Genomic DNA, 23156 nt, shown 5'->3' on the forward strand with positions numbered 1-23156 from the left:
AACGTCAATGGCGTTGGCATAAGGGAGCCGTACTCGTGGCCAAGCGAGTGGTGCCGGAGGCGGCGCGCAGACGGCGCCGTCCCACCAAGCAGGGGCAGGTCCTCACCCACCAGTTCATCGTGGAGACCGCGCTCCGCATGCTCCGCGAGCACGGGGCGGCGGGGCTGTCCGCCCGCCGCCTGGGCCTGGCCCTGGGCGCGGACGCCAGCACGGTCTACCGCTATTTCCGCGGCATGGACGACCTGGTGCTGGCGATCGCGGACGAGCTGTTCGGCACCGCGATGGCCGACTGGCGGCCCGAGGGCGACTGGCGCGCCGACCTGCGGGACCTGGGGCTGCGCATCTACCACGCGTACCTGGCGCACCCGCAGGCCGCCGTGCTGACCGCCAGCCGGGTCACCGGGCGGCCGAACGAGGTGGCCGGCGACGAGACCATGCTCGGCATCCTGCGCGGCGCCGGGTTCGCGGACGGGGACGCGGTGCGGATCTATCACGCGTTCATCGACCAGAGTCTGGCCTTCGCCATCCTCGACGCCGCCACGCTGGCCCTGCCCAAACCGGCCAGGGAGGCGGACGAGGAGGTGTGGCAGGCCACGTACGCGCGGCTGCCCGCCCGTACGCACCCGAACATCGCCGCGACGGCGCCGCTACTGGTGGCCCAGATGAACGACAGCGCCTACTCCACGGCCCTCGACATGCTGCTGTCCAGCGCGGCCGCGCAGCTCAGGTGAGCAGGGCCCGGATCTGCTCGGTGCCGCCCTTCCGGAGCCAGGCGCGGAAGTCCAGGAGGCCGGGGTGGAGTTCGCGCAACGCCGCGATGTCGGCACGCCACAGTCCGTGCTCGTCCGCGAAGGCGCCCTCGGCGTCCGGGCCGAGCCCGAGAGAGCCGATGGGGAACTGCCGGTAGGTGATCTCGCGCCCGACGCTCTGGCTGATCAGCTCCACCGTCCGTCTGGGGGTCAGCTCGTCCCCGGCGATCTCGATCGCCTGCCCGAGGTAGTCCTGCGGGCGGGAGAAGGCGAGGCGGGCGAAGACGCCGATGTCGGTGACGGCGATGAGCTGCACCGGCGTGTCCGGGTCGAAGAGGTGCCTGAGCTCGCCGCCGGCGATTCCGCCGAGGGGCAGGCCGGGAATGGTGTGGTTCTCCATGAACCGGACCGGTCGCAGGATCGTCGCGGGCAGGCCGGTCGCGCGGATGTGCTGCTCGATCTGCCATTTGCTGTCCCAGTAGGGCAGGCCGGCGCCTCGGTCGGCGCCGCCCACCGAGGCGAACACGAAGTGGGAGATTCCAGCCGCGGCGGCGGTGTCGACGAGGGTGCGGCCGCGGCGGATCTCCCGGTCGAGGTCGTCGTCGTCGGGCGTGACGCCGAAGACGCCGTACGCGCCGGCCGCCGCCTCCGCGAGCGAGCCGGTGTCGTCGAGGTCCCCGACGCGTAGCTCGGCGCCCTTCGCTTTCAGCGCCCGGGCCGCTGGGGCGTCCGGGTCGCGGACGAGGGCGCGTACCGGCCGGCCGGAGGCCAGCAGCTCGGCGGCGGTGGCACCACCTTGGCGTCCGGTGGCGCCGGTCACCAGGATGGGCTGGTCGGCGAGGTTCACCAGGGCTCCTTTCGGAGGGAGCGATAAAGTGAGACTGTCTCAAGAAATATATTGAGATAGTCTCAAGTTAAGCAACCTGGGAGTGTCCATGACGACCACCGGCCCGGCGCCCCGGCGCCCGATGCGCGCCGACGCGCGCCGCAACTACGAACGGCTGCTCGCCGAAGCGGCGGCGGCGTTCGCCGAGCACGGTGTGGAGGCCTCGCTGGAGGACGTCGCGCGGCGCGCGGGGGTGGCGAACGGCACGCTCTACAGCCACTTCCCCACCCGGCAGGCACTTCTCGAGGCCCTGATGCGCGACCGCATGGAGGCATTGGCCGGCGCGGCCCGCGACCTCCTCGACCAGCCGGACGCCCGCGAGGCGCTGATCAGCTGGGCGCGTGCCGGGATCGCGCACGCGGCGATGTATCGGGGGCTGGCCACCTCGCTCATGCGCAGCATCGAGGACGAGACCTCGGAGCTGCACGCCGCCTGCCAGGCCGTGCTGACCGCCGGCGAACGGCTGCTCGAACGCGCGCAGGCGGCCGGCGCCGTACGCCCCGACGCCACCGCCTCGGACTTCTACACCTTGATCAACGCGCTCGCGTGGGCGGGCGAGCAGACGACGCCCGCGCAGGGTGAGCGGCTGCTGGCCTTCGCCATCGACGGGCTCCGCCCCTCCGAACGGTCGTAGCCGGGGGGTACTGGAGGGTTGCGCCTCTTCGAACGGTCGTAACGGGGGGTTACTGGAACGTCGGCGGGTTGCGCCTCTCCGTGGAGTCGCAGCCCGGGATCACCGGAACATCGGCGTCAGAGGCGGTTCCTGGCGATGCGCTTGCCGAGGCTCGCCAGGGACTCGTCGGCCATGAGCGCGGGCAGCCGGGGTGCGTCCGCCTCGACCTGGGCGAGCACCGCGGGATGCGCTCCGGAGAACCGGCTCCAGGCCCGCACCACGTCCGGCATCGCCGCGATCCCCGCCTCCGACAGGATGGCCTCCCTCGGCAACCATGACGTCAGGAACTGGGTGACCCGCGCCGGACTCCACCACAAAGGACGATCTCCCACGAACTCGGCAAGCTTCTCGAACGCCTCCCGCGCCCCCGGCTGATCCGGCAACTCGTCGAACCGGCTCACGGTGTCATCGGGCGCCGGACGTACGAGATCGGGCACCGCGCGGGCCCTGGAGATCGCGACCGGCCGCACGGCGGCCAGCGTGTCGGCGACCACCGCCCCCATGATCCGGTCACCCAGCTCGAACGCGTCCAGCACCCGCCCCGCCACCGCCCCCGGCTCCTCGGCCCGAAGACCCAGATCGTCGAGGAACTTCACCTCCTCGACCACCGCGTCAACGGCCAGACCGCCGCTCGCCTGGTCGATGCCGACGACGAGGAGGTGCGGCTCCTTGCCGTTCTCGTAGCGAAAGGACAGGGCTGCAAGCACCTGCTCGCCGTACGGGTCCGCCTTGCCGTACCAGCCGCCCTCGCACGTCACCCGTCCCATCCGCCGCACCCACCCGGGAAGCGTCTCCACAACACCATCAGCGGCGAGCACATACGCCCCCGCCTCGGAGACCGCCCCCGCCTCGGACGCCGGGTTGACCGCCGCCAGGGCCGCGAGGGTGAGCCGTCCTTCCGCGCCACCGTCCTCGATCAGCTCCCCCAGGAAGGGCTCCACCTGGTCCGGCTCAAGGTCGGCGGCGAGCCGCGCCGCCCACAGCTCGGTCCGCAGCGGCGAGCGCCACCTGAGGAGGTCACGGGCCTGGGCGATGGCGGTGGTGAAGGCTGTCGTGCTCACCCCTCGACCGTATAGCCCCGGCCCACCGCCGGCGCCCGACGGTGAGGCGGAGGGGCTCATCCCCGTGGGGTGAGATGCCGTGGCCCCTCCCGCGGAAGTGGATCTCGCGGGAGGGGCCGGTGGCGTGGTCGGTGGATCAGTCGGTGAGGCCCGCCTTGCGGAGGGCTTCGGCCATGGCGCCGGTGGGGGCCGGGCGGTCCTGGCGGCGCTGGCCGCCGCGCTGGCCCTCGCCGCGACCACGCTGGTCGCCCCCGCCGCGGCGCCCGCCGTCCCCGCGGCCGCGCTGGTCGTCGCCGCGGCCCTGGGAGCGGTCGCGCTGGCCGCCGTTGCCCTTCCCGTCGCCGCGAGCACCGTCGCCGCGAGCACCGTCGCCGCGAGCACCCTCACCTCGGGCGCCGTTTCCGCGCCCGCCCTCTCCGCGCCCGCCCTCTCCGCGCCCGCCCTCTCCACGGCCACCGTCGCCACGGCCGCCGCCTCGGCGGGAGCCGTCGCCGGGTGTCTGGGCGGTGGTCTCGTCCTCCAGGCGCAGGGTCAGGGAGATGCGCTTGCGCGGGATGTCGACGTCGAGGACCTTGACGCGGACGATGTCGCCGGGCTTGACCACGTCACGCGGGTCCTTCACGAAGGTTCGCGACATGGCCGAGACGTGGACCAGGCCGTCCTGGTGGACGCCGATGTCGACGAAGGCGCCGAAGGCGGCGACGTTGGTGACCACGCCCTCCAGGATCATGCCCGAGGCCAGGTCGGAGAGCTTCTCGACGCCCTCCTTGAAGACGGCGGTCTTGAAGGCGGGTCGCGGGTCGCGGCCGGGCTTCTCCAGCTCGCGCAGGATGTCGGTGACCGTCGGGAGGCCGAACGTCTCGTCGATGAAGGTGTCGGGCTTCATCGCGCGCAGGGCCGCGGTGTTGCCGATCAGCGACTTGAGATCCGTCTTGGCCGAGGTGAGGATGCGGCGGACCACCGGATAGGCCTCCGGGTGCACGCTCGACACGTCGAGCGGGTCGTCGCCCTCGCGGATGCGCAGGAAGCCCGCGCACTGCTCGAACGCCTTGGGGCCGAGCCGGGGCACGTTCTTGAGGGCAGTGCGGGTCCTGAAGGGGCCGTTGGAGTCGCGGTGGCGGACGATGCTCTCGGCCAGCGTGGAACCGATGCCGGACACGCGCGTGAGCAGGGGCGCCGAGGCGGTGTTGACGTCGACCCCGACGGCGTTGACGCAGTCTTCGACCACCGCGTCGAGCGAACGGGAGAGCTTGGACTCGGCCAGGTCGTGCTGGTATTGGCCGACGCCGATCGACTTGGGGTCGATCTTGACCAGCTCGGCCAGCGGGTCCTGGAGCCGGCGGGCGATCGACACCGCGCCGCGCAGGGACACGTCGAGCTCGGGCAGCTCCTGCGAGGCGTAAGGCGAGGCGGAGTAGACCGAGGCCCCGGCCTCCGAGACGACGATCTTGGTGATCGACGGCATGTGCTTGACCAGCTCACCGGCCAGCTTGTCGGTCTCGCGGGAGGCGGTGCCGTTGCCGATGGCGATCAGCTCGACCCCGTGGCGCTGCGCGAGCGCGCCCAGGACGGCCAGCGACTGGTCCCACTGCCGCTTGGGCTCGTGGGGGTAGATGGTCGCGGTCTCGACGACCTTGCCCGTGGCGTCGACCACGGCGACCTTGACGCCCGTACGCAGACCGGGGTCGAGGCCCATCGTCGCCCGGCTCCCGGCGGGGGCGGCGAGCAGCAGGTCGCGCAGGTTGGCCGCGAAGACCCGCACCGCCTCGTCCTCGGCCGCCTGCCACAGCCGCATCCGCAGGTCGATGCCGAGGTGCACGAGGATGCGCGTGCGCCAGGCCCAGCGGACGGTCTCGCCCAGCCACTTGTCGGCCGGCCGCCCATGGTCGGAGACGCCGAACCGGGACGCGATGCGCAGCTCGTAGTCGGGGCTGTCGTCCGGCTCCAGCGTGACCGACAGCACCTCCTCCTTCTCGCCCCTGAACATCGCCAGGATCCGGTGCGAGGGCAGCTTCGTGAACGGCTCGCCGAACTCGAAGTAGTCGGAGAACTTGGCCCCCGCCTCCTCCTTGCCCTCGCGAACCTTCGACACCAGCCGCCCGCGGCTCCAGACCTGCTCGCGCAGGCCGCCGATCAGGTCGGCGTCCTCGGCGAAGCGCTCGATCAGGATCGCCCTGGCCCCCTCCAGCGCCGCGCCCGCGTCGGCCACGCCCTCGGTGACGAAGCCCTCGGCCGTCGCGGCGGGGTCGAGTGTGGGGTCGGTGAGCAGCTGGTCGGCCAGCGGCTCCAGCCCCAGCTCGCGGGCGATCTGCGCCTTGGTGCGCCGCTTGGGCTTGTAGGGCAGATAGATGTCCTCGAGCCTGGCCTTGGTCTCGGCCGCCATGATCTGCTCGCGCAGCTCGTCGTCCAGCTTGCCCTGAGACTCGATCGACTCAAGGATCGCCGCCCTGCGCTCCTCGAGCTCGCGCAGGTAGCGCAGGCGCTCTTCGAGCGTGCGCAGCTGCGCGTCGTCGAGGGTGCCGGTGACCTCTTTACGGTATCGCGCGATGAACGGCACGGTGGCGCCGCCGTCGAGCAGCTCGACGGCCGCCTGCACCTGGCCGTCGCGTACGCCCAGCTCTGCCGCGATCCGCTGGTGAATAGAGAGCACTTGCCTGCCTTTCGATGGTCCCGCCGGTCAATTGTGCAGGACGACGCCGTCTTTCATGACCAGAGTGCGCGCAGGGTGAACGACCACAGCCTCCGCCGCGCCCCCGCACGGCACCACGACCAGGTCGGCCCGGTCGCCCGGGGACAGGCCGTACGACTCCAGCCCGAGCGCGCGGGCGCCGCCGTAGGTGGCGGCCTCCAACGCCAGCTCGATGTCCTCATCCCTCCGGAACGTGCTGCGGTAGGCGACGTGCATCGCCCGCTCCAGCATGTCGCCGCTGCCGTAGGGGCCCCACAGATCGCGGATGCCGTCGTGACCGCAGGCGACGGTGACGCCCGCGGCCCGCAGCTTCTTGATCGGCGGCACGGGGAAGCTGTAGACGGCCGCGGTCGCGATGGCGACGCCCGCCTCGGCGAAGCCCTGGGCCAGGCGGTCCTGGTAGGACTCGTCGAGCTGGCCCAGCGCGTACGCGTGGCTGACCGTCACCCGGCCGCCCAGCCCCAGCACCCTGGTGCGCTCGGTGATGAGCTCCAGCTCCCACCCGCCCAGCGACCCGCCGTCGTGCAGGTGGAGGTCGAGGTGGGCGCCGTAGCGCTCGGCCAGGCCGAAGACCAGGTCGAGGTGGCGTACGGGATCGCGGTCGATGCCCGCAGGGTCGAGGCCGCCGACCGCCTCCACGCCGCTCTTCAGCGCATCTTCGAGCAGCTCGGCCGTGCCGGGATTGATCAGCACGCCGTGCTGAGGGAAGGCCACCTGCCGAACGTCGACGGGGGAGGAGGCGGCCGCTTCGAGCACGGCCTCCACGCCCCGCAGCCCCACCAGGGGGTCGATGTCGGTGTGCGTGCGGACATGCGTCGTGCCCGCCGCGCTCATGAGCGCCAGCAGCGCGGCGATCCGCTCGGCGCTCGGCACGCCCAGCTCGGCGCGGCGGCCGAGGTCGTTTCCGATGCGCCCGGCCAGCGTGTCGTCGGCCGAGTGGGGCACCCACGGGCCGCCGTAGAGGGTCTTGTCGAGGTGACAGTGCGCCTCGACGAGACCGGGCAGCACGAGCTGCCCGGCGATGTCCACGATCCGGGCGCCCGGTGCCTCGACGCCTTGGGCGACGAGGTGGATCCGGCCGTCGCGGACGAGAACGTCGGCGGGGGCGCCGAGCCCCCAGGGGAGCCCGCCGCGGAGCAGCACGTCGGTCATGGCAAGCACCCTAAACGGCGATGCCGACGATTTCCGCCTCTCGGCCGGGACTGGTCACACTCACGCGCGGCGCCCCGGCGAAACCGCCCCGCTTTTCGGCCGTGGCTCGCGACGGACGACCGGCCGTGCTCACGCGCGGCGGTTCGCGAAAAGCTCCAGGTGGTAGCAGTATCGGCAGCGGTAGGCGTCGATCTCCCACTTGGGCCGGCCCATCAGCTTGGCGCCGCCGAAGATGCCGCGCTCCAGCGCGCCCTCGACCCACTTGGCGAAGCCCGACGAACTCTCGCCCGAGTCCATGACGAACCCGGGCTCCAGCCCTTCCTCACCGCAATGCGTACAGTGTAAGTCCATGCCGTACACGCTAGTCAGATCTCGTCGAGATGGGAGACGTTCGCCACGTCGGCGGAGTCGGTGCTCGGCCGCCCTGACAGCCAGGCGTCCAGGATCTCGTCGAGCACCACGTCGGACGTGAGCCGCAGGCTGAGCGCCAGCACGTTGGCGTCGTTCCACTTCCTGGCCCCGGCGGCGGTGTAGGCGTCCACGCAGAGCGCCGCGCGGATCCCGGGCACCTTGTTCGCCGCGATCGACGCGCCCGTGCCGGTCCAGCAGCAGACCACCGCCTGGTCGGCCCGCCCCTCGCGCACGTCGCGGGCGGCCAGCTCGGAGGCCCACGCCCAGTCGTCGCGCTCCTCGTCGCTGAGCGCGCCGTGGGTGAGCACCTCGTGCCCCCGCCTGCGCAGCTCCGACACGACCCGCTCGGCCACCCCGTCCTTGCTGTCGGTGGCCACCGAAATCCGCATGAGCCCTCCCGTTCCGACCCCAGGTGTATCAAGGGCTCGGGCAAAGGCGCCAGCACATGTCCTGGACTGGCTAAATGAGATGAAGTGTGCTTGGTTGTGTCGCCATATGAATATTGACGAGAGCGATATTCCGGCCCTCGCCCGCGGGTGTGCCGTCCTGGGCACCGGCGGCGGGGGTGACGTGCGCACCGGGTCGCTGGCCGCGATCGGGGCCGTCCGCGAGTACGGCGAGGTGCCGCTGATCGGGCTGGACGAGCTGGACGACGACGCGTTGATCGTGCCGCTGTCCGGGATCGGGGCCCCGACCGTGAGCCACGAGATGATCCACAGCGCGGACGAGCCCAAGCGCATCGCCGAGGAGATCGAACGTCTCTTCGGCCGCCCCCCGAGCGCGATCATGTCCTCCGAGATCGGCGGCTCCAACGGGGTCGCGCCTGTCGCCTGGGCCGCCCAGCTCGGCCTGCCGCTGCTCGACGCCGACGGCATGGGGCGGGCCTTTCCCGAGGTCCAGATGGTGTCGATGTACGTGGCGGGGCTCCCGGCCGACCTGGTGATCATGTCTGACATCGTCGGGAACGTGGTGACCATCCGCCCCGTCGACGGCCTCTGGTCGGAACGGCTCGCCAGGGCCGTCTGCGTGGCCGCGGGGTCGAGCGCGCTGATGGCCGACTACGTGCTCACCGCCGTACGGGCCAAGGGTGCGGTCATCGAGGGCACGGTGACCCGCGCCATCGAGGTCGGCAGGGCCACGGAGGGCGCGGCGGACCCGCTCGGCGCGCTCCAGGGGAGCCTGGGCGCAGCCCGGCTGATCACCGGCAAGCTGACGGACGTGGAGCGGCGCACCACGGGCGGGTTCGTCAGGGGGACGGCCACGATCGAGGGCACCGGCGACGACCGGGGCCGCAGCCTCACCCTGGAGCTGCAGAACGAGAACCTGGTCGCCCTGGAGGACGGCCGGGTGCGGGCCATGGTGCCCGACCTCATCACGGTCGTGGACACCGAGACCGCCGCCGCGATCCAGACCGAGGGGCTCAGGTACGGCCAGCGCGTCACGGTGCTCGCCTGGCCGTGCGACCCGCTCTGGCGCACCCCCAAGGGCCTGGAGACGGCCGGGCCGCGGGCGTTCGGTTACGACCTGGACTACGTTCCCGTCGAGGAGCTGACGGCGCATGGCTGACCTGCGGGTGGGGATCGACGTCGGCGGCACGAACACGGACGCGGTGGTGCTCGACGCCGACGGCCGGGTGATCGCCAAGGCCAAGCGGCCGACCACGCCGGACGTGACGGAAGGGCTGCGGGCCGCCCTGGACGCGGTTCTCGGCGAGCTCGGGAACGGGCAGGACCGGATCGGCCGGGTCATGCTCGGCACCACACACGCGACCAACGCCATCCTCGAACGGCGCAACCTCGGCCGCGTCGCCGTGCTGCGGCTCGGCGCGCCCGCCACCACCTCCGTCCCGCCCCTCTCCGGCTGGCCCGGCGACCTGCGCGCCGCCGTCTCGGCGGGGGAGGCCATCGTCCCCGGCGGCCACTACGTGGACGGCCGCGAGATCGGCTCGCCGGGGCTCGACGCCGTCCGCCGCTTCCTGGACGGCGTGGAGGCCGACGCCGTGGCGGTCACCAGCGTGTTCAGCCCGGCCAGCGGCGAGCACGAGCGCGCCGTCGAGGAGCTGGTCAAGGCCGAGTACGGCCTGCCGGTCTCGGTGAGCCACGAGATCGGCTCGCTCGGGCTGCTGGAGCGCGAGAACGCCACCGTGCTCAACGCTGCCCTGTACGGCGTCGCGGCCCACGTGACCGAGGCCCTGGTCACCGCGCTGGCCGAACGCGGCCTGGGCGCGAGGCCGTACCTGGCGCAGAACGACGGCACGCTCATGACGCTGGAGCACGCCGCCCGGCTGCCGGTCTCGACGATCGGCTCGGGTCCGGCGAACTCCCTGCGCGGCGCCGCGTACCTGTCGGGGGTGGCGGACGCGATCGTCGTGGACGTGGGCGGCACGTCCACCGACCTCGGCGTGCTGGTCGGCGGCTTCCCGAGGGAGTCGGCGGCGGCGGTCGAGATCGGCGGGGTGCTGACCAACTTCCGCATGCCCGACATCCTGGCCATCGCGCTCGGCGGCGGCACGGTCGTCCGCAACCCGGGCATCGGTCCCGACTCGGTCGGTTACCGGATCGTCAAGGAGGCCCTCGTGTTCGGCGGCTCGACGGTGACGATGACCGACGCGGCCGTGGCGGCGGGCCGGAGCCCGCGCGAGGCGGCCGGGTGGCGCGAGCGCATCGAGGCCGCCGTCCAGGCGCACGACTCGGGTGACATGTCGGAAAGAATGGCAGACACCCTGCAAAGGGCGGTGGCCGTCGCGGACGGGATGGTCATCGACGCCGTGGACAGGATGGCGCTCGGCAAGACCGACAGACCCCTGGTCGCGGTGGGTGGCGGGGCCTTTTTGCTGCCCGACGCCATCCCCGGCGCGAGCCGGGTCGTACGCCCCGAGCACGCCGAAGTGGCCAACGCCGTGGGCGCCGCCATCGCACTCGCGAGTGGCAGAGTAGATACGATCTTGCCAGCGGGAGATAGCCGGGCAAATGCGATCGAAAGGGCTAAAGAGGAGGCGATGGCGCGAGCCGTCGCGGCGGGGGCGGATCCCTCCGGCGTAGAGATCGTGGACCTCCTCGAGGTGCCGCTGAGCTACCTCTCCGAGCCCGCCGTGCGGGTACACGTCAAAGCCGCCGGACCACTCGCCCGGTGACAGATCGAAAGGATCCCCCTCCATGCGCTGGCATCAGCGTCTGCTCGTCGCCGGGGTCACCGGTGTCCTGGCCTTGACCGCATCCGCGTGCGCGGGCGGCCAGGTGCGCGGGGCCGGTGGGACCCCCAAGCCGGCGGCGAGCAGCGGCAGTCAGCCGGCGGCCTCCCCGGCCGCGCAGGCCAACGACAGCACGTTCGTGTACGTGCCCAACCTCGACGTGGTCACCGACTGGGACCCCGCGACCTCGTACTCGAACGAGATCGTCGCCATGCAGAACATCTACGAGGGCCTGACCAGGTACAACTCCCAGGAAAAGAAGGCCGAGCCGCGCCTGGCCACCGAGTGGACCTCGGCGGACGGCGGCAAGGAGTGGACGTTCAAGCTGCGGCAGGGCGTCAAGTTCCACTCCGGCGGCACGCTCGACGCCGAGGCCGCCAAGAAGGCCATCGAGCGGACGATCGAGAAGAAGGGCGGCGCCGCCTACATCTGGGACGCGGTGCAGAAGATCGAGGCGGTGGACGCGTCCACGCTGAAGTTCACGCTCAAGTACGCCACGCCGCTCGACCTCGTGGCCTCCTCCGGCTACGCCGCCTACATCTACGACGTGAACGCCGTGGACAAGGACGGCAAGTCGGACGCCGGCACCGGCCCGTACACGATCGACTCCTGGCAGAAGGGCAAGGAGACCGAGCTCACGCTGAAGGCGTACGAGGGCTACTGGGGCGGCTGGAAGCCGGAGCAGTACAGGAAGGTCGCCTACCGGGTCACCCCCGAGATCACCACGGCCTGGCAGCTTCTGCAGAAGGGCGAGGTCAACTTCGTCCAGCGGCTGAACCCGCAGCTCTTCCAGCAGGCCGGGACGACCCCGAACGTCCAGACCTCCTCCTCGCCGTCGTTCCAGAACCTGCTGGTGCTGTTCAACACCGCCGCGGGGCCGACGAAGGACGCCAAGATCCGGCAGGCGCTCCAGTACGCGATCGACTACGACGGCCTGGCGGCGGCGCTGAAGGGCTCCGGTCAGAAGGCCGGCGGCCTGGTGCCGCAGGGGCTGCTCGGCCACGCCAACGACATGGAGCCCAAGCAGGACCTCGCCAAGGCGCAGGCGCTGCTCGCCGAGGCCGGCTACGGCCCGGACAACCCCGAGCTCAAGCTCACCCTGACCTACGCGCAGGGCGACGACGACCAGAAGCTGCTGGTCACGCTGCTCAGCTCGGCGCTGAAGGGCATGAACGTGACGCTGCAGGCCAGGCCGATGACCTGGAGCGCGCAGTGGGACCTGGGCAAGAAGCAGGGCCAGGACATCTTCGTCATGTACTGGTACCCGGACTATCCGGACGCCTACTCCTGGTTCGTCAACGTGTTCAAGAGCGCGGACAAGCCGCAGTTCAACCTGTCGTACCTGAAGGACTCCGCCATCGACGCGGAGATCGACTCGCTGCCGCAGCTCACGGCCACTGACCAGCTCAAGGCCGACCAGGCGTACCAGAACCTGCAGAAGAAGATCATCCAGGACCAGGCGGCGGTGGCCGTGCCGTACGTGCAGACCTACCAGCGCGCGCTGACGTCCGACGTCGAGGGATACGTGGACAATCCCGCCTATCCCAACGTGGTCTTCTTCTACGACCTCAAGAAGCGCGCCGGCTGACGATGTTGCGTTATCTGACCCGCCGGCTCGGCCAGGCCCTCCTGGTCGTGTCCGGCGTGGTCGTGCTCACGTTCGTCGTGATGCGGCTGGTGCCGGGGGATCCGGCGGTCGCGTTCGCCGGGCCGAAGGCCACGCCCGAGGAGCTCGCCGCGGCGCGCAGGCAGTTCGGGCTCGACGATTCGATCCCGGTTCAGCTCCTGAACTACGTGCGCGACCTGCTCACCGGCGACTGGGGCGTCAGCCTGCGCACCCGGCAACCGGTGCTCGACGACCTCTACGTGGCCTTCCCCGCCTCGCTGGAGCTGGTCGGCACGGCCCTGCTCATCGCGGTCGTCGTGGGCATTCCGGTCGGAGTGCTCGCCGCCCGCTATAAGACGAAATTTCCGGATCTGGGGGTGCGGTTCGGCAGCATGCTGGCCGTCTCCGTACCGGTCTTCTGGCTGGCCCTGGCCCTCCAGACGGTCTTCGCCAGCAACCTCGGCTGGTTCCCGATCGCGGGCGAGTACGACTCCTCGCTCGACACCACCAGCCCGCTCACCCTCTGGACGAACATCACGATCGTCGACGCCCTCATCACCGGGAACTGGCCCATCTTCACCAGCACGCTCCAGCACCTGGTGCTGCCCGCGCTGGTCGTGGCCGCCTACCCCACGGGCGTGATCGCCCAGATGACCAGGGCGGCGCTCATCGAGGAGTCCGGCCAGGACCACACCACGCTGGAGCGCGCGCTCGGGTTCGGCGAGACGTCCATCCTGACCAGGTTCGCCCTGCGGCCCGCCCTGAACCCGGTCCTGTCGCTGATCGCCCTGGTCTTCGCGTACGCGATCGTCAACGGCTTCCTCGTCGAGGCGGTCTTCAACTGGCCGGGCCTGGGCCGCTACGCCGCCGAGTCGATCAAGTCGCTGGACACCCCGGCCATCGCGGGCGTCACGCTCCTGGTGGCCCTGGTGTACGTGCTGGCCAACCTGGTCGTGGACCTCCTCCAGGGCTTCGTCGACCCGCGAACGAGGACCCGATGACGAGCGTCGAGGCGCCGCTGCGGCGCAGCTTCCTGCCCAGGATCCCCGACCGGTTCGCCGCGTTCGGCGCGCTGCTCATCGTGCTGGTCGTCCTGGCCGCGATCCTGGCGCCGTGGCTCGCGCCGTACCCGGTGGACCAGGTGAATCCGGTGGACAACCTGCAGCCGCCGAGCGCCGCGCACTGGTTCGGGACCGACCAGGCCGGCCGGGACGTGCTCACCAGAGTCCTGTACGGCGGCCGCACCTCCCTGTTCATCGCCGTGGCCGTGCTGGCCGTGTCGGCGTTGGTCGGGGTCACGCTCGGCGTGGTCGCCGGGTACGCGGGCGGCTGGATCAGGGACGTGATCATGCGGATCACGGACGTCTTCCTGGCCTTCCCCGCGCTGCTGCTCTCCCTGGCCCTCGCCGTGGTGCTCCAGCCCAGCGTGAACACGGTCATCCTGGCCATCGCCGTGACCTGGTGGCCCTGGTACACCCGGCTGGCCGCGTCCGTGGCGGCCTCGATCGCCACCCGGGGCTACGTGGACGCCGCGCGGTGCCTCGGCGTGCCCGCGCCGCTGATCGTGCTCAGGCACGTGCTCCCGAACTCGCTCACGCCGGTCCTGGTCCAGCTCTCGCTCGACGCCGGCGGCGTGATCCTGACCTCGGCGGCGCTGTCGTACCTGGGGCTGGGCGCGCAGGAGCCGACGGCGGAATGGGGGCTGATGGTGCAGCAGGGGCAGACGCTCTTCACCACGAACTGGTGGGTGGTCACGTTCCCCGGCCTGGCGATCCTGGTGACGGCCTTCGCGTTCAACGTCCTGGGTGAGGGGCTGCGCAACGCGCTCGACCCGCGAAGGGCGGTCAGATGATCGAGGTGCGCGACCTCCGGGTGCGCTACGGCGGGCGCGTCGTGGCCGACGTGCCGGAGCTGGACGTCCGCGAGGGCGAGTGCGTGGCGATCGTGGGGGAGAGCGGCTCGGGCAAGTCGACCACGCTGATGTCCCTGCTGGGCCTCACCCCGGATGCCGATATTTCAGGCGATGTACGGGTGTGCGGCCTGGACGTGCTCAAGGCGTCGCCGCGCGAGCTCCGCCGGATCAGGGGCGCCAGGGTGGCGCTCGTGATGCAGACCCCGCAGGCCGCGCTCAGCCCGGCCACCCGCCTCGGCGTCCTCATGCGCCGCGCCCTCAAGCTCCACGGCGTCGGCAGGCCCCCGGCTCCACGCCCGCAGCCCGCCCCGTCCTCGGCTCCTCAGGAGGACGGCACCTCCCCAGGACCCGCGGACTCGCGCCGGTCCAGCACCCCTTCGGGACCCGCGGACTCACGCCGACCTTCCCCGAAGGACAGCACCCCTTCAGGACCCGCGGCAGGGAAGGGACGGCTGGAGGAGATCATGGCGGAGGCCGTGGAAGCGGTCATGCTCGACCGCGAGATCCTGCGCCGCTACCCCCACGAGATCTCCGGCGGCCAGGCCCAGCGCTTCGCCATCGCGCTGGCCATCGCCCTGGGCGCCGAGGTGATCCTCGCCGACGAGCCCACGAGCGCGCTGGACGTGACCGTGCAGGCCGAGGTGGTCGGCGTCCTGCGCAGGCTGCGCGAGGAGCGGGGGCTGGCGCTCCTGCTCGTCTCCCACGACCTGGCCCTGGTCTCGACGATCGCCGACCGGGTGCTGGTCATGAAGGACGGCGCGGTGGTGGAGTCGGGGCCGGCCGCGCGGGTGCTGGCCGAGCCGTCCCATCCGTACACGCGCGAGCTGCTGGAGGCGCTGCCGTGACCATGCTCAGGGCCGAGCGGGTGACCCTCGGGTACGGCCGCACCCCGGTCGTGCACGAGGTGACCCTGGACATCACCGAGGGCGGCGTCGGCCTGATAGGGGAGAGCGGCTCGGGCAAGACGACCCTGGCGCGCGCCTTCCTGGGCCTCCTCGCCCCCATGTCCGGAAATATCTGGTACGGCGACCAAACGCTGAAAAAAGCGGACATGCGGAAGTTCCGTAAGGACGTCCAGCCCGTGTTCCAGGCCGAGGCCCTCGACCCCAGGATGCGCGTCGGCACCTCCGTCGCCGAGGCCCTGCCGCGCGGCGCGCGAGACCGGGTCAAGGACCTGCTCGAACAGGTCGGCCTGGACCCCGGCGTGGCCACCCGCCGGCCCCACCAGCTCTCCGGCGGCCAGCGCCAGCGCGTGGTGATCGCCAGAGCCCTGGCGGTGGGACCGCGCCTGCTCATCCTGGACGAGCCCACCAGCGCGCTCGACGTCACCGTCCAGGCCAGGATCCTCGACCTCCTGGCCTCCCTGGACACCGAGCGCCTGCTCATCACCCACAACCTCGCCGTCGTGGACCGGCTGTGCCGCACCTCGCACGTGCTCTTCGCGGGCCGCGTCGTGGAGTCGGGGCCGACGGCCGAGCTGCTCGCGAACCCGGCCCACCCCTACACGCGGGCCCTGCGCGACGCCGTGCCGAAGCTGGGCGGCGCCCCGCCCGAGGCCAGGGGCCGGACCGAGGCCGTGCCCGCCCCGACCGGATGCCCGTTCCGGCTGCGCTGCCCGCTGGCCGCGCCTCAGTGCGAGCAGGCGCCGGAGCTCAGGGACCTGGAGGGCCGCCGCGTCGCCTGCCACCGGGCCGAGGACGTGCTGCTCAGTCCATAAGGGCCTTGAGGTGGGCGCAGAGGTCGACCGAGAGCTTGTCCATCAGCCTGGACAGCTCCGCCCGGTCCTGCGCCGACCAGTCCGCGAGCGCGCCCTCGAACCATCCGGTGGTCACCCGGCGGCACTTGCCGGCCACCTCGGCCCCCTCCTCGGTGAGCGCGATGCGCCAGGCCCTGCCGTCGTCGGGGTCGCGTACCCGCTCGACCAGCTTGCGCTGCTCCAGCGAGGCGACGTGCCTCGTCACGTGAGGGCTCTCCACCTGCAGCCCTTCGGCGATCGCGCCGATCCTGCGCGGCTCGCCCGCGTCCAGCAGGTGGACGAGGATCTTCACGTCGGGGCGGTCGAGCCGGACGCCGGCGGCCTCGGTCAGGCGGTCGTGCGTCTTGGCGCGGTTCAGCGCGGTCACCAATGAGCGGAACGCCGACACCGTCCTGTTGAGATCTTCGTCCATACCGATTTGCTTACCTAACTTACGTATGTATTATCTGTGCCTGTTAGTTACCTAAGTTAGCTAAAGGAGCCGACATGGCGACAGTCGTCGCATCCGCGGCACGTACGACGTCCACCAAGAGCCCGTGGCCCGGGGTGGTCGCGCTGGCTTTCGCGGCCTCCATCGCCGCTCTTCAGAACACCGCCGTGGTCCCGTTGCTTCCCGTGCTGCAGCGGGAGCTGCACGCCTCGCTCTCCGCCGTGTCCTGGACGCTCACGCTGAGCCTCCTGGTCGCGGCCGTGGCCACGCCGTTGTTGTCCCGCTTCGGCGACATGTACGGCAGGCGCCCCATGATCCTCGGCGCCCTGGCCCTCCTGGTGGTCGGCTCGGTCATGGCCGCGCTGGCGACCTCGCTGACCTGGTTGATGGTGGCGAGGGTGCTGCAGGGAGCCGTGGCCGCGCTGGTGCCGTTGTCGATCGGGGTGGCACGCGACGTGCTGCCCAGGGAGCAGCTCGCGACCGGCATCGGGGTGATCAGCGCGACCATGGGGTTCGGGAGCGGCGGCGGGATGATCCTGGCCGGGCTCGCGTCCGGTGACTTCCACCTGGTCTTCTGGATCACCGGCGGCATCTCGCTGGTGGCCGCCGTGATCGTGGCCATCCTCGTACGGGACACCGCTCCCGCGGTCAAGGGCCGTCCCGACCTGGCCGGTGCCGCGCTGCTGGCCGCCTGGCTGGTCGCGCTCCTGCTGGGCATCAGCGAGGGCGGCTCGTGGGGCTGGACCTCGCCGGGCGTGCTCGGCCTGTTCGCCGCCGCGGCGGTGCTGGCGGCGCTCTGGGTCGCGGTCGAGCGCCGGGTGGCCGAACCGCTGGTGGAGATGGGGATGCTGGTCCACCGGGGCACGATCGGCGCGACGGTGGCCTCGATGCTGCTCGGGTTCTCGTTCTTCACCCTCATGACGGGCACGTCCAGTTTCGCCCAGGTACCGGTGGAGACCGGTTACGGCTTCGGCGCCTCCACCCTCCAGGTGGGCTTCTTCCTGCTGCCGAGCACGCTCTTCATGCTGGTCATCTCGCTGTTCGCGGGCCGGATCATGCGCCGCTTCCACGCCTCGTCCATGGTGGCGGCGGGCTCGGCGGTCACGGGGCTGGCGGGGCTGTGGCTGGTGGTCGCGCACAGCAGCCCGGCCCACCTGTACGTCGCGACCTCACTGATGGGCATCGGCCTCGGCGTCGGCTACGCGGCGCTGGGCACCATGGCCGTGGAGCACGTGGACCCGGCCAAGACGGCCCTCGCGGCAGGCGTCAACGCGCTCGTACGCATCGTGGGCGGCAGCACGGCCGGCGCGGCCATCGCCGCCATCCTGGCCGCCCATCAGGGCGTGGGCGGCTACCAGTGGGTCTTCGGGGCGGCCGCCCTGGCCGGGATCACGGCCGCGATCTTCGCGGCCGTGTACGGACGGCTCAACCGCAGGATGGTCACAGCGCCTTCAGCCCGCTGATCACCTCGAGCAGCACCTTCGCGTCGGGCGCGGGTGGCGGGTGCTCGACCTGCACGAGCTGCTGCGCGTGCAGGTCGCCGACCAGCACTCGGACCACGCCGATGGGCAGGTTCAGCTCGGCGGCGACGTCCACGAGCCGGGTCGGCTTGGTGCACTTCTGCATGATGATCAGATGCTCGGGGCCCAGGCCCATGGGCGGCGCCAGGCCGCCGGCCGTGATGATCACCGCGATGAGGTCGATGGCCTCGCTCGCGGGGACCGTACGGCCCCTGGTCAGCAGGTAGGCCGGGACGATAGGACCCGCGTCCTCGTCCAGCCAGCGTTCGTCACTCACTTCGCACCACCCGCATGGGTCGAGCGGGTTCCTTCACGTGAGCCTCCGGTTCTGCCTCGGCCACGTGCTCTTCCGGGATCAACACGATCGCGGTGGTCCCTCCATATGGTGAACCGCGTAACGTCACGCGGATGTCGTGCCTGGCGGCCAGGCGGGAGACGACGAAAAGGCCGAGCCGGTCGCTGTCGGCCAGGTCGAACTCCGGTGGGCTGGCCAGCCGCTCGTTGAGTTCGGCCAGCTCCTCTGCGCTCATCCCGAGCCCGCGGTCCTCGACCTCGAAGACGAAGCCGCGGGCCGCCACCTCGCCGCGCACGATGACCGGGGTGTGCTTCGGCGAGTAGACGGTGGCGTTCTCGATGAGCTCGGCGATCAGGTGGATCACGTCGCCGACCACGGGTCCGGCCAGACGCTGGCCGGACATCGGCTCGACGGTGACCCGCTGGTAGTCCTCGACCTCGGCCGACGCACCGCGGGCCACGTCGAGCAGCGGCACCGGCCGGCTCCAGCCGCGGCCGGGGGTGGCGCCCGACAGGATGATCAGGCCCTCGGCGTGGCGGCGCATCCGGGTGGTCAGGTGGTCGAGCTTGAACAGGTCGTCCAGCGCGTCGGGGTCGGTGGCCCGGTGCTGCATGTCCTGCAACTGGATGCGCTGGCGGTGCAGCAGCGTCTGGCTGCGCCTGGCCAGGTTGCGGAACACGTGCCCGACGCCCTCGCTGAGCTGCGCCTGGCCGACGGCGGCCTCGACGGCCGTCTGCTGGACGGTGGAGAACGCCTGGCCCACGTCGTCGATCTCGACCGTGGTGCTCGCCACGGACAGCTCCGGCATCTCGACCTTCTCGCCCTTGCGGAGCTTGGCGACCACGTGGGGGAGCCGTTCCTGGGCCACCTCCAGCGCGGCCAGCCGGAGCGCGCCCAGCTCCTTCGACAGCCGGTTGCCCATGCGCAGCGAGAACGCGATCGACACGACCACCAGCCCCAGCGCCGTCCCCGCCAGCAGGAGCGCCCTGCTCAGCACCTGGTCGGCGATCGGCTCGGTCCGCGTGTTCAGCACCGAGCTGGCCTGCATCAGGGAGTCCTGGAACGAGTTGGACAGCCCCTCGGTGAGGGTGAGCCAGCTCCGCGGCGCCTGCCCGGCGATGATCTGGTCCTCCATGATCCGCATCCGCTGATAGGCGGGGGAGGAGATCAGCGCCACCTGCGTGTCGCGCAGGTTCGGGTCGAGCTCGTTGAGCGACTGGTCGACCAGGAAGCGCCGGTTGCCGACGAGCTCGGTGAACAGCCTGCGCTCGGCCGGCTGGGCCGATCCGAACGCGACGGCCTGCTCTCTGGTCAGCAGCTCCCTGGCGTACCCGAGGTCGATGACGATGCGCGACTGCTCGTAGATCGGGATGTCGTCGATCAGCGCGACCCGCTTGTGCAGGCCGAAGAGCGTGTCGTTGATCGCGCTGTACGCCTCCACGGTGTGCAGACGGTCGGACAGGCCCGTGTCGATCTCTCCTCGGATCGCATCGAGCCTGTCGAGCTGCGTATACACCGCGTCCACCTGTGTGCGGATCTCTTCCGATCGGTTCTTGGATTTGCTGGAGAGCTGCCTGAACGCGTCACTGGCGGCGTCGGTGCGGGTGCGCTGCGCGGCCACGGTGGACTTTTCCCCCGTGTTACGCAGGAGCCTGGCTGAGACTAGACGTTCACGCTGGATCTCGCTGATCAGTTTGTACGCGGGAAGACGGAGGTTCGTCCAGAGTGTCTTGTATTGACGCAGCTCCAAGCTTTCGGTGGCGGTGACGGCGGTGATGACCCCCCACAAGACCACCATGGAGGTCAGTGGTACCAGTAGTAGTCCGATGATCTTCATGCGGATCGTTCGGCTACGACCCATCGCACCTCACTCCGGTCGGTCCCCTGCTGGCAACCCCGGACGGGACAAGCTCAGAGGATAGCAATTGGATCATCAAAATGCCCAATTTTTCGGGACTTTTGGACACCTGGGCGTTGGTCCCATCGATCTTGGAGTAGGTTTCCCGAGTACATCGCCGACAGAGGGAGATGCGTTGCGCCGTCGTCTCGCAGCGGCCGCCGCGCTGATGCTCCTCGCGGCCTGCTCGCCGCCTCCGGAGTCCCCGCAGGCCCCGTCGGGGCAGTCCCCGTTCGTCTATGTCGAGAACCTGGACATCGTGACCGAGTGGGACCCCTCCAGGTCCTATTCCAACGAGATCGTCGCTTTCCAGAACATGTACGAGACGCTCACCTTCTGGAACCCGGTCACCAAGAAGTCCAGCCCCCGGCTGGCCACGTCGTGGCGCTCGTCGCCCGACGGCCGGACGTGGACGTTCAACCTCCGTTCCGGGGTGACCTTCCACACCGGCAGGGTCCTGGACGCCGCGGCCGTCAAGTCGTCGATCGAGCGCACCATGAGCGCCAAGGCGGGCGCCTCCTACATCTGGGACGCCGTCTCGTCCATCAGGGTCGACGGGCCCACCACGGTGACGTTCGCGCTGAAGTACCCCGTTCCGCTGGACCTGGTGGCCTCCTCCACGTACGCGGCCTACATCTACGACACGCAGGCGGCGCCCGACCTCGGCAAGTTCTTCGCCTCGGGCCGGGACGCCGGGTCGGGGCCGTACACGGCGACGAAGTGGCAGAAGGGCAAGGAGGAGGAGCTCACGCTCAGCGCGTACGACAAGTACTGGGGTGGGTGGGGCCGGCCGCACTACAACACGGTGAAGTTCCGCGTCGTGCCCGATCCCGACCGGGCCTGGCGAATGCTGCAGCGCGGTGAGGTGAGCTTCGTGGCGCGGCTGAACCCCCGCCTGTTCGCCACCGCCTCGACCGCGCCCGGCGTGCGCACCTCCGATCGGCCCTCGTTCCAGACGGCGATGCTGCTGTTCAACACCGCGAACGGCCCCATGAAGGACGTGCGCGTGCGCCGCGCGGTGCAGAAGGCCGTCGACTACCAGGGCCTGATCAAGGACCTGAAGGGGGCCGTCTCACCGGCCAGCGGCATCATCCCCGAAGGGCTCATGGGATACGTGCCCAAGCGCGTCCCCCGGCAGGACCTGGCAGGCGCGGCGCAGCTGCTGAACAGGGCGGGGTACGGGCCCGGCGGCCGGCCGCTGCGGCTGCGGATGACGTACGGGGAGGGCGACACCGACTGGCACCTGCTGGCTGTGAAGCTCACCGCCGCGCTCAAGCCGCTCAACGTGACGATCGACGCCCGGCCGATGCCGTGGACCGCCCAGTGGGAGCTGGGCAAGAAGCGCGGCCAGGACATCTTCGTCATGTATTGGTGGCCCGACTACGCCGACGGCTACTCCTACTTCGGCAACGTCTTCCACAGCGGGAACCCGCCCGTGTTCAACCTGACCTACCTGCGCGACCAGGGCCTCGACGCGATGCTCGACACCGTTCCCGAGCTGACCGTGACCGACAGGCAGGCGGCGCAGCGGCAGTACGAACAGGCCACGAAGCGGGTGCTCGACCAGCGGGCGGCCGTGGCGGTGCCGTGGGTGGTCAACTATCAGCGGGCCTACCAGGGCGGGGTGCAGGGCTACACCGACAACCCGGCCTACCCGGACGTGGTCTTCGTCTACGACCTGCGGCCCTCCGGCTGACTGCTCTGGACGCGTTCGCCCTGGATGCCGCAGCCTTCCCCCGCTCCGGTCGCTACGCTCCCGCCGCTCCTCCAGGCGGCGGCGCGCCCTCGATGCGTTCGCGCAGCCGGACCCTGATCTCTTCGGGCGTGTAGGCCCGGCGGCGGCGCTCGGCGCGCGCGATCACCACTCCCGTGGCCGCCACGCCCATGATTCCCGCCAGACCGAGCATCTTCCACCAGCGCATGCGCATGTGCCTAGGCTAGCGGTGTGCTGACTCTCGATGAGGCCGTTGCTGTGACGAGGACCGGCGATCTTTGGATCTTCCGTGGCCGCTCGGTGCCCGACCGCGCCATCCAGACGATGACCAACAGCCCGGTCAACCACGTGGGCATGGCGATCGTGACCGAGGACCTGCCGCCGATGATGTGGCACGCCGAGCTGGGCAAGTCGCTGCTCGACCTGTGGTCGGGCACGCACCATCGCGGGGTGCAGCTGCACGACCTGCGCGAGGCGGTGACCACATGGGTCGGCCGCTACGGCCAGCGGCCCTGGCTGCGCCAGCTGGAGCCGGAGGCCACGCCCGAGATGGAGGACGCGGCCCTGCGCACGGTGGCCCGGCTCGACGGCACCCCGTTCCCCTCCACCGCCCGGCTGGCCGCCCGCTGGGCCAGGGGGCGGGTGCCCCGGCGGCGCCGCCGGGAGGAGACGCTGGAGAGCGCGTACTGCGCCGAGGTGGTGGCGGTCACGTACGAGGAGATGGGTTTGTTGCCGAGCGGTCGCCGGCCCAACTGGTACGACCCGGGCAAGTTCTGGAGCGGTGACGACCTGGAGCTGCTGATGGGGCGCCGGCTCGGCAACGAGATCACCGTGGGCGTCGAACGGCCGTGACCTGCGGCCCTTGGGCTGCGGCCCTTGGGTTACGGCTCTGTGCCGGCGGCGACGGCCAGTAGCGCGTCCGCGTGGCATTCCTGGTCGGGGTCGCACCAGCAGGCCAGGTCCTTCCCGCGCAGCTCGCGGCGGGCCCGCTCGACGAGCTCAGGGTGCTCGCGGAGATGGGCGAGGTAGAGCTCGATCACCTGGGACCGCTGGTGAACCCGGCCGCCGCAGACCCGGCAGCCCTTCTCCGACAGGCTGTGCGGGTTGGCGAACGGGCTGCGCCGATGACCGGGGAACTCGCGCCCCACGTACTCGGCGCCCTCGGGGACGCGGCCGTGGAACCGGTCCCCCTCGACTTTGACGCGGCGTGGCATG

At 71.0% G+C, this 23156-nt stretch carries 23 protein-coding genes; 12 read left to right on the top strand and 11 right to left on the bottom strand.

Features of this window, described 5'->3' with window-relative positions; translation table 11 throughout:
• Positions 1-35: 35 nt before the first annotated feature.
• On the top strand, positions 36-731 hold the full coding sequence (locus ABZS69_RS54750; protein ID WP_355389197.1) for a TetR/AcrR family transcriptional regulator: 696 nt from the start codon (positions 36-38) through the stop codon (positions 729-731).
• Here the strand turns inward: ABZS69_RS54750 and ABZS69_RS54755 are convergent.
• The gene (locus ABZS69_RS54755) at positions 724-1596 is read right to left on the bottom strand and encodes an NmrA/HSCARG family protein (protein ID WP_355389199.1); all 873 of its coding nucleotides are present in this window, start codon (positions 1594-1596) and stop codon (positions 724-726) included. The two genes, ABZS69_RS54750 and ABZS69_RS54755, sit on opposite strands and share 8 nt — an antisense overlap.
• Before the next feature lie 88 nt (positions 1597-1684).
• Here ABZS69_RS54755 and ABZS69_RS54760 point away from each other — a divergent pair, with 88 nt between their 5' ends.
• Positions 1685-2269, top strand: a complete 585-nt coding sequence (locus ABZS69_RS54760) for a TetR family transcriptional regulator (RefSeq protein WP_355389201.1) — start codon at positions 1685-1687, stop codon at positions 2267-2269.
• A 116-nt stretch (positions 2270-2385) separates the two neighbouring features.
• Here the strand turns inward: ABZS69_RS54760 and ABZS69_RS54765 are convergent, their stop codons facing one another.
• From ABZS69_RS54765 to ABZS69_RS54785, 5 genes are all read right to left on the bottom strand, one after another.
• On the bottom strand, positions 2386-3369 hold the full coding sequence (locus ABZS69_RS54765; RefSeq protein ID WP_355389203.1) for a hypothetical protein: 984 nt from the start codon (positions 3367-3369) through the stop codon (positions 2386-2388).
• A gap of 136 nt (positions 3370-3505) precedes the next feature.
• Entirely contained in the window at positions 3506-6019 is a 2514-nt protein-coding gene (locus ABZS69_RS54770; RefSeq protein ID WP_355389205.1) for a Tex family protein, read from the bottom strand.
• A gap of 27 nt (positions 6020-6046) precedes the next feature.
• Positions 6047-7210: an amidohydrolase gene (locus ABZS69_RS54775; protein ID WP_355389207.1), complete on the bottom strand. Its 1164-nt coding sequence runs from the start codon at positions 7208-7210 to the stop codon at positions 6047-6049.
• A gap of 129 nt (positions 7211-7339) precedes the next feature.
• Complete coding sequence (locus ABZS69_RS54780) at positions 7340-7561, bottom strand: hypothetical protein (RefSeq protein ID WP_355389209.1); 222 nt, start codon at positions 7559-7561, stop codon at positions 7340-7342.
• A 14-nt stretch (positions 7562-7575) separates the two neighbouring features.
• Positions 7576-8010, bottom strand: coding sequence for an RpiB/LacA/LacB family sugar-phosphate isomerase (locus tag ABZS69_RS54785; protein ID WP_355389211.1), 435 nt, complete (start codon positions 8008-8010; stop codon positions 7576-7578).
• Positions 8011-8116: 106 nt separating this feature from the next.
• Between ABZS69_RS54785 and ABZS69_RS54790 the strand changes: the two genes are divergently transcribed.
• From ABZS69_RS54790 to ABZS69_RS54820, 7 genes are read left to right on the top strand one after another with little or no spacing between them, the layout of a single operon-like run.
• Entirely contained in the window at positions 8117-9187 is a 1071-nt protein-coding gene (locus ABZS69_RS54790) for a DUF917 domain-containing protein (RefSeq protein ID WP_355389213.1), read from the top strand.
• Positions 9180-10754, top strand: a complete 1575-nt coding sequence (locus ABZS69_RS54795; RefSeq protein ID WP_355389215.1) for a hydantoinase/oxoprolinase family protein — start codon at positions 9180-9182, stop codon at positions 10752-10754. Before ABZS69_RS54790 ends, ABZS69_RS54795 begins: the two co-directional genes overlap by 8 nt.
• 22 nt (positions 10755-10776) lie before the next feature.
• Positions 10777-12399, top strand: coding sequence for an ABC transporter substrate-binding protein (locus ABZS69_RS54800; protein ID WP_355389217.1), 1623 nt, complete (start codon positions 10777-10779; stop codon positions 12397-12399).
• A gap of 2 nt (positions 12400-12401) precedes the next feature.
• The gene (locus ABZS69_RS54805; protein WP_355389219.1) at positions 12402-13418 is read left to right on the top strand and encodes an ABC transporter permease; all 1017 of its coding nucleotides are present in this window, start codon (positions 12402-12404) and stop codon (positions 13416-13418) included.
• Positions 13415-14269, top strand: coding sequence for an ABC transporter permease (locus ABZS69_RS54810; RefSeq protein WP_355389221.1), 855 nt, complete (start codon positions 13415-13417; stop codon positions 14267-14269). The genes ABZS69_RS54805 and ABZS69_RS54810 overlap by 4 nt, the downstream gene beginning before the upstream one ends.
• Positions 14266-15174, top strand: a complete 909-nt coding sequence (locus ABZS69_RS54815; protein WP_355389223.1) for an ABC transporter ATP-binding protein — start codon at positions 14266-14268, stop codon at positions 15172-15174. Before ABZS69_RS54810 ends, ABZS69_RS54815 begins: the two co-directional genes overlap by 4 nt.
• A gap of 2 nt (positions 15175-15176) precedes the next feature.
• The gene (locus ABZS69_RS54820) at positions 15177-16046 is read left to right on the top strand and encodes an ABC transporter ATP-binding protein (protein WP_355389261.1); all 870 of its coding nucleotides are present in this window, start codon (positions 15177-15179) and stop codon (positions 16044-16046) included.
• On the opposite strand, the gene ABZS69_RS54825 is transcribed toward ABZS69_RS54820, so the two are convergent.
• Positions 16036-16497 carry a MarR family transcriptional regulator gene (locus ABZS69_RS54825; RefSeq protein WP_355389225.1) on the bottom strand — a complete coding sequence of 154 codons (462 nt, stop codon included), beginning with the start codon at positions 16495-16497 and terminating at the stop codon, positions 16036-16038. The two genes, ABZS69_RS54820 and ABZS69_RS54825, sit on opposite strands and share 11 nt — an antisense overlap.
• Before the next feature lie 74 nt (positions 16498-16571).
• Between ABZS69_RS54825 and ABZS69_RS54830 the strand changes: the two genes are divergently transcribed.
• Positions 16572-17978: an MFS transporter gene (locus ABZS69_RS54830; protein WP_355389227.1), complete on the top strand. Its 1407-nt coding sequence runs from the start codon at positions 16572-16574 to the stop codon at positions 17976-17978.
• Here the strand turns inward: ABZS69_RS54830 and ABZS69_RS54835 are convergent.
• Together ABZS69_RS54835 and ABZS69_RS54840 are read right to left on the bottom strand one after the other, a co-directional pair.
• On the bottom strand, positions 17956-18312 hold the full coding sequence (locus ABZS69_RS54835; protein ID WP_185067699.1) for a DUF742 domain-containing protein: 357 nt from the start codon (positions 18310-18312) through the stop codon (positions 17956-17958). The two genes, ABZS69_RS54830 and ABZS69_RS54835, sit on opposite strands and share 23 nt — an antisense overlap.
• Positions 18305-20128, bottom strand: coding sequence for a nitrate- and nitrite sensing domain-containing protein (locus ABZS69_RS54840; protein WP_355389229.1), 1824 nt, complete (start codon positions 20126-20128; stop codon positions 18305-18307). The genes ABZS69_RS54835 and ABZS69_RS54840 overlap by 8 nt, the downstream gene beginning before the upstream one ends.
• A 235-nt stretch (positions 20129-20363) precedes the next feature.
• Between ABZS69_RS54840 and ABZS69_RS54845 the strand changes: the two genes are divergently transcribed.
• Positions 20364-21923: an ABC transporter substrate-binding protein gene (locus tag ABZS69_RS54845; protein ID WP_355389231.1), complete on the top strand. Its 1560-nt coding sequence runs from the start codon at positions 20364-20366 to the stop codon at positions 21921-21923.
• Positions 21924-21975: 52 nt separating this feature from the next.
• On the opposite strand, the gene ABZS69_RS54850 is transcribed toward ABZS69_RS54845, so the two are convergent.
• Positions 21976-22155, bottom strand: a complete 180-nt coding sequence (locus ABZS69_RS54850) for a hypothetical protein (protein WP_355389265.1) — start codon at positions 22153-22155, stop codon at positions 21976-21978.
• Between the two features lie 20 nt (positions 22156-22175).
• Here ABZS69_RS54850 and ABZS69_RS54855 point away from each other — a divergent pair, with 20 nt between their 5' ends.
• Positions 22176-22793 carry a hypothetical protein gene (locus ABZS69_RS54855; RefSeq protein WP_355389263.1) on the top strand — a complete coding sequence of 206 codons (618 nt, stop codon included), beginning with the start codon at positions 22176-22178 and terminating at the stop codon, positions 22791-22793.
• Positions 22794-22822: 29 nt separating this feature from the next.
• On the opposite strand, the gene ABZS69_RS54860 is transcribed toward ABZS69_RS54855, so the two are convergent.
• Complete coding sequence (locus ABZS69_RS54860) at positions 22823-23155, bottom strand: DUF4326 domain-containing protein (RefSeq protein ID WP_355389233.1); 333 nt, start codon at positions 23153-23155, stop codon at positions 22823-22825.
• Position 23156: the final 1 nt, after the last annotated feature.

Origin of the sequence: Nonomuraea sp. NPDC005650 (genome assembly GCF_040605375.1) — a bacterium.
GTDB lineage: Bacteria > Actinomycetota > Actinomycetes > Streptosporangiales > Streptosporangiaceae > Nonomuraea.

Bases quoted from the DNA above. Each gene is read 5' to 3' on its own strand.
- ABZS69_RS54830 (WP_355389227.1), top strand. From the start codon at position 16,572: ATGGCGACAGTCGTCGCATCCGCGGCACGTACGACGTCCACCAAGAGC.
- ABZS69_RS54785 (WP_355389211.1), bottom strand. From the start codon at position 8,010: ATGCGGATTTCGGTGGCCACCGACAGCAAGGACGGGGTGGCCGAGCGG.
- ABZS69_RS54860 (WP_355389233.1), bottom strand. From the start codon at position 23,155: ATGCCACGCCGCGTCAAAGTCGAGGGGGACCGGTTCCACGGCCGCGTC.
- ABZS69_RS54790 (WP_355389213.1), top strand. From the start codon at position 8,117: ATGAATATTGACGAGAGCGATATTCCGGCCCTCGCCCGCGGGTGTGCC.
- ABZS69_RS54850 (WP_355389265.1), bottom strand. From the start codon at position 22,155: ATGCGCATGCGCTGGTGGAAGATGCTCGGTCTGGCGGGAATCATGGGC.
- ABZS69_RS54810 (WP_355389221.1), top strand. From the start codon at position 13,415: ATGACGAGCGTCGAGGCGCCGCTGCGGCGCAGCTTCCTGCCCAGGATC.
- ABZS69_RS54780 (WP_355389209.1), bottom strand. From the start codon at position 7,561: ATGGACTTACACTGTACGCATTGCGGTGAGGAAGGGCTGGAGCCCGGG.
- ABZS69_RS54760 (WP_355389201.1), top strand. From the start codon at position 1,685: ATGACGACCACCGGCCCGGCGCCCCGGCGCCCGATGCGCGCCGACGCG.
- ABZS69_RS54775 (WP_355389207.1), bottom strand. From the start codon at position 7,210: ATGACCGACGTGCTGCTCCGCGGCGGGCTCCCCTGGGGGCTCGGCGCC.
- ABZS69_RS54795 (WP_355389215.1), top strand. From the start codon at position 9,180: ATGGCTGACCTGCGGGTGGGGATCGACGTCGGCGGCACGAACACGGAC.
- ABZS69_RS54800 (WP_355389217.1), top strand. From the start codon at position 10,777: ATGCGCTGGCATCAGCGTCTGCTCGTCGCCGGGGTCACCGGTGTCCTG.
- ABZS69_RS54815 (WP_355389223.1), top strand. From the start codon at position 14,266: ATGATCGAGGTGCGCGACCTCCGGGTGCGCTACGGCGGGCGCGTCGTG.
- ABZS69_RS54840 (WP_355389229.1), bottom strand. From the start codon at position 20,128: ATGGTGGTCTTGTGGGGGGTCATCACCGCCGTCACCGCCACCGAAAGC.
- ABZS69_RS54825 (WP_355389225.1), bottom strand. From the start codon at position 16,497: ATGGACGAAGATCTCAACAGGACGGTGTCGGCGTTCCGCTCATTGGTG.
- ABZS69_RS54805 (WP_355389219.1), top strand. From the start codon at position 12,402: ATGTTGCGTTATCTGACCCGCCGGCTCGGCCAGGCCCTCCTGGTCGTG.
- ABZS69_RS54820 (WP_355389261.1), top strand. From the start codon at position 15,177: ATGCTCAGGGCCGAGCGGGTGACCCTCGGGTACGGCCGCACCCCGGTC.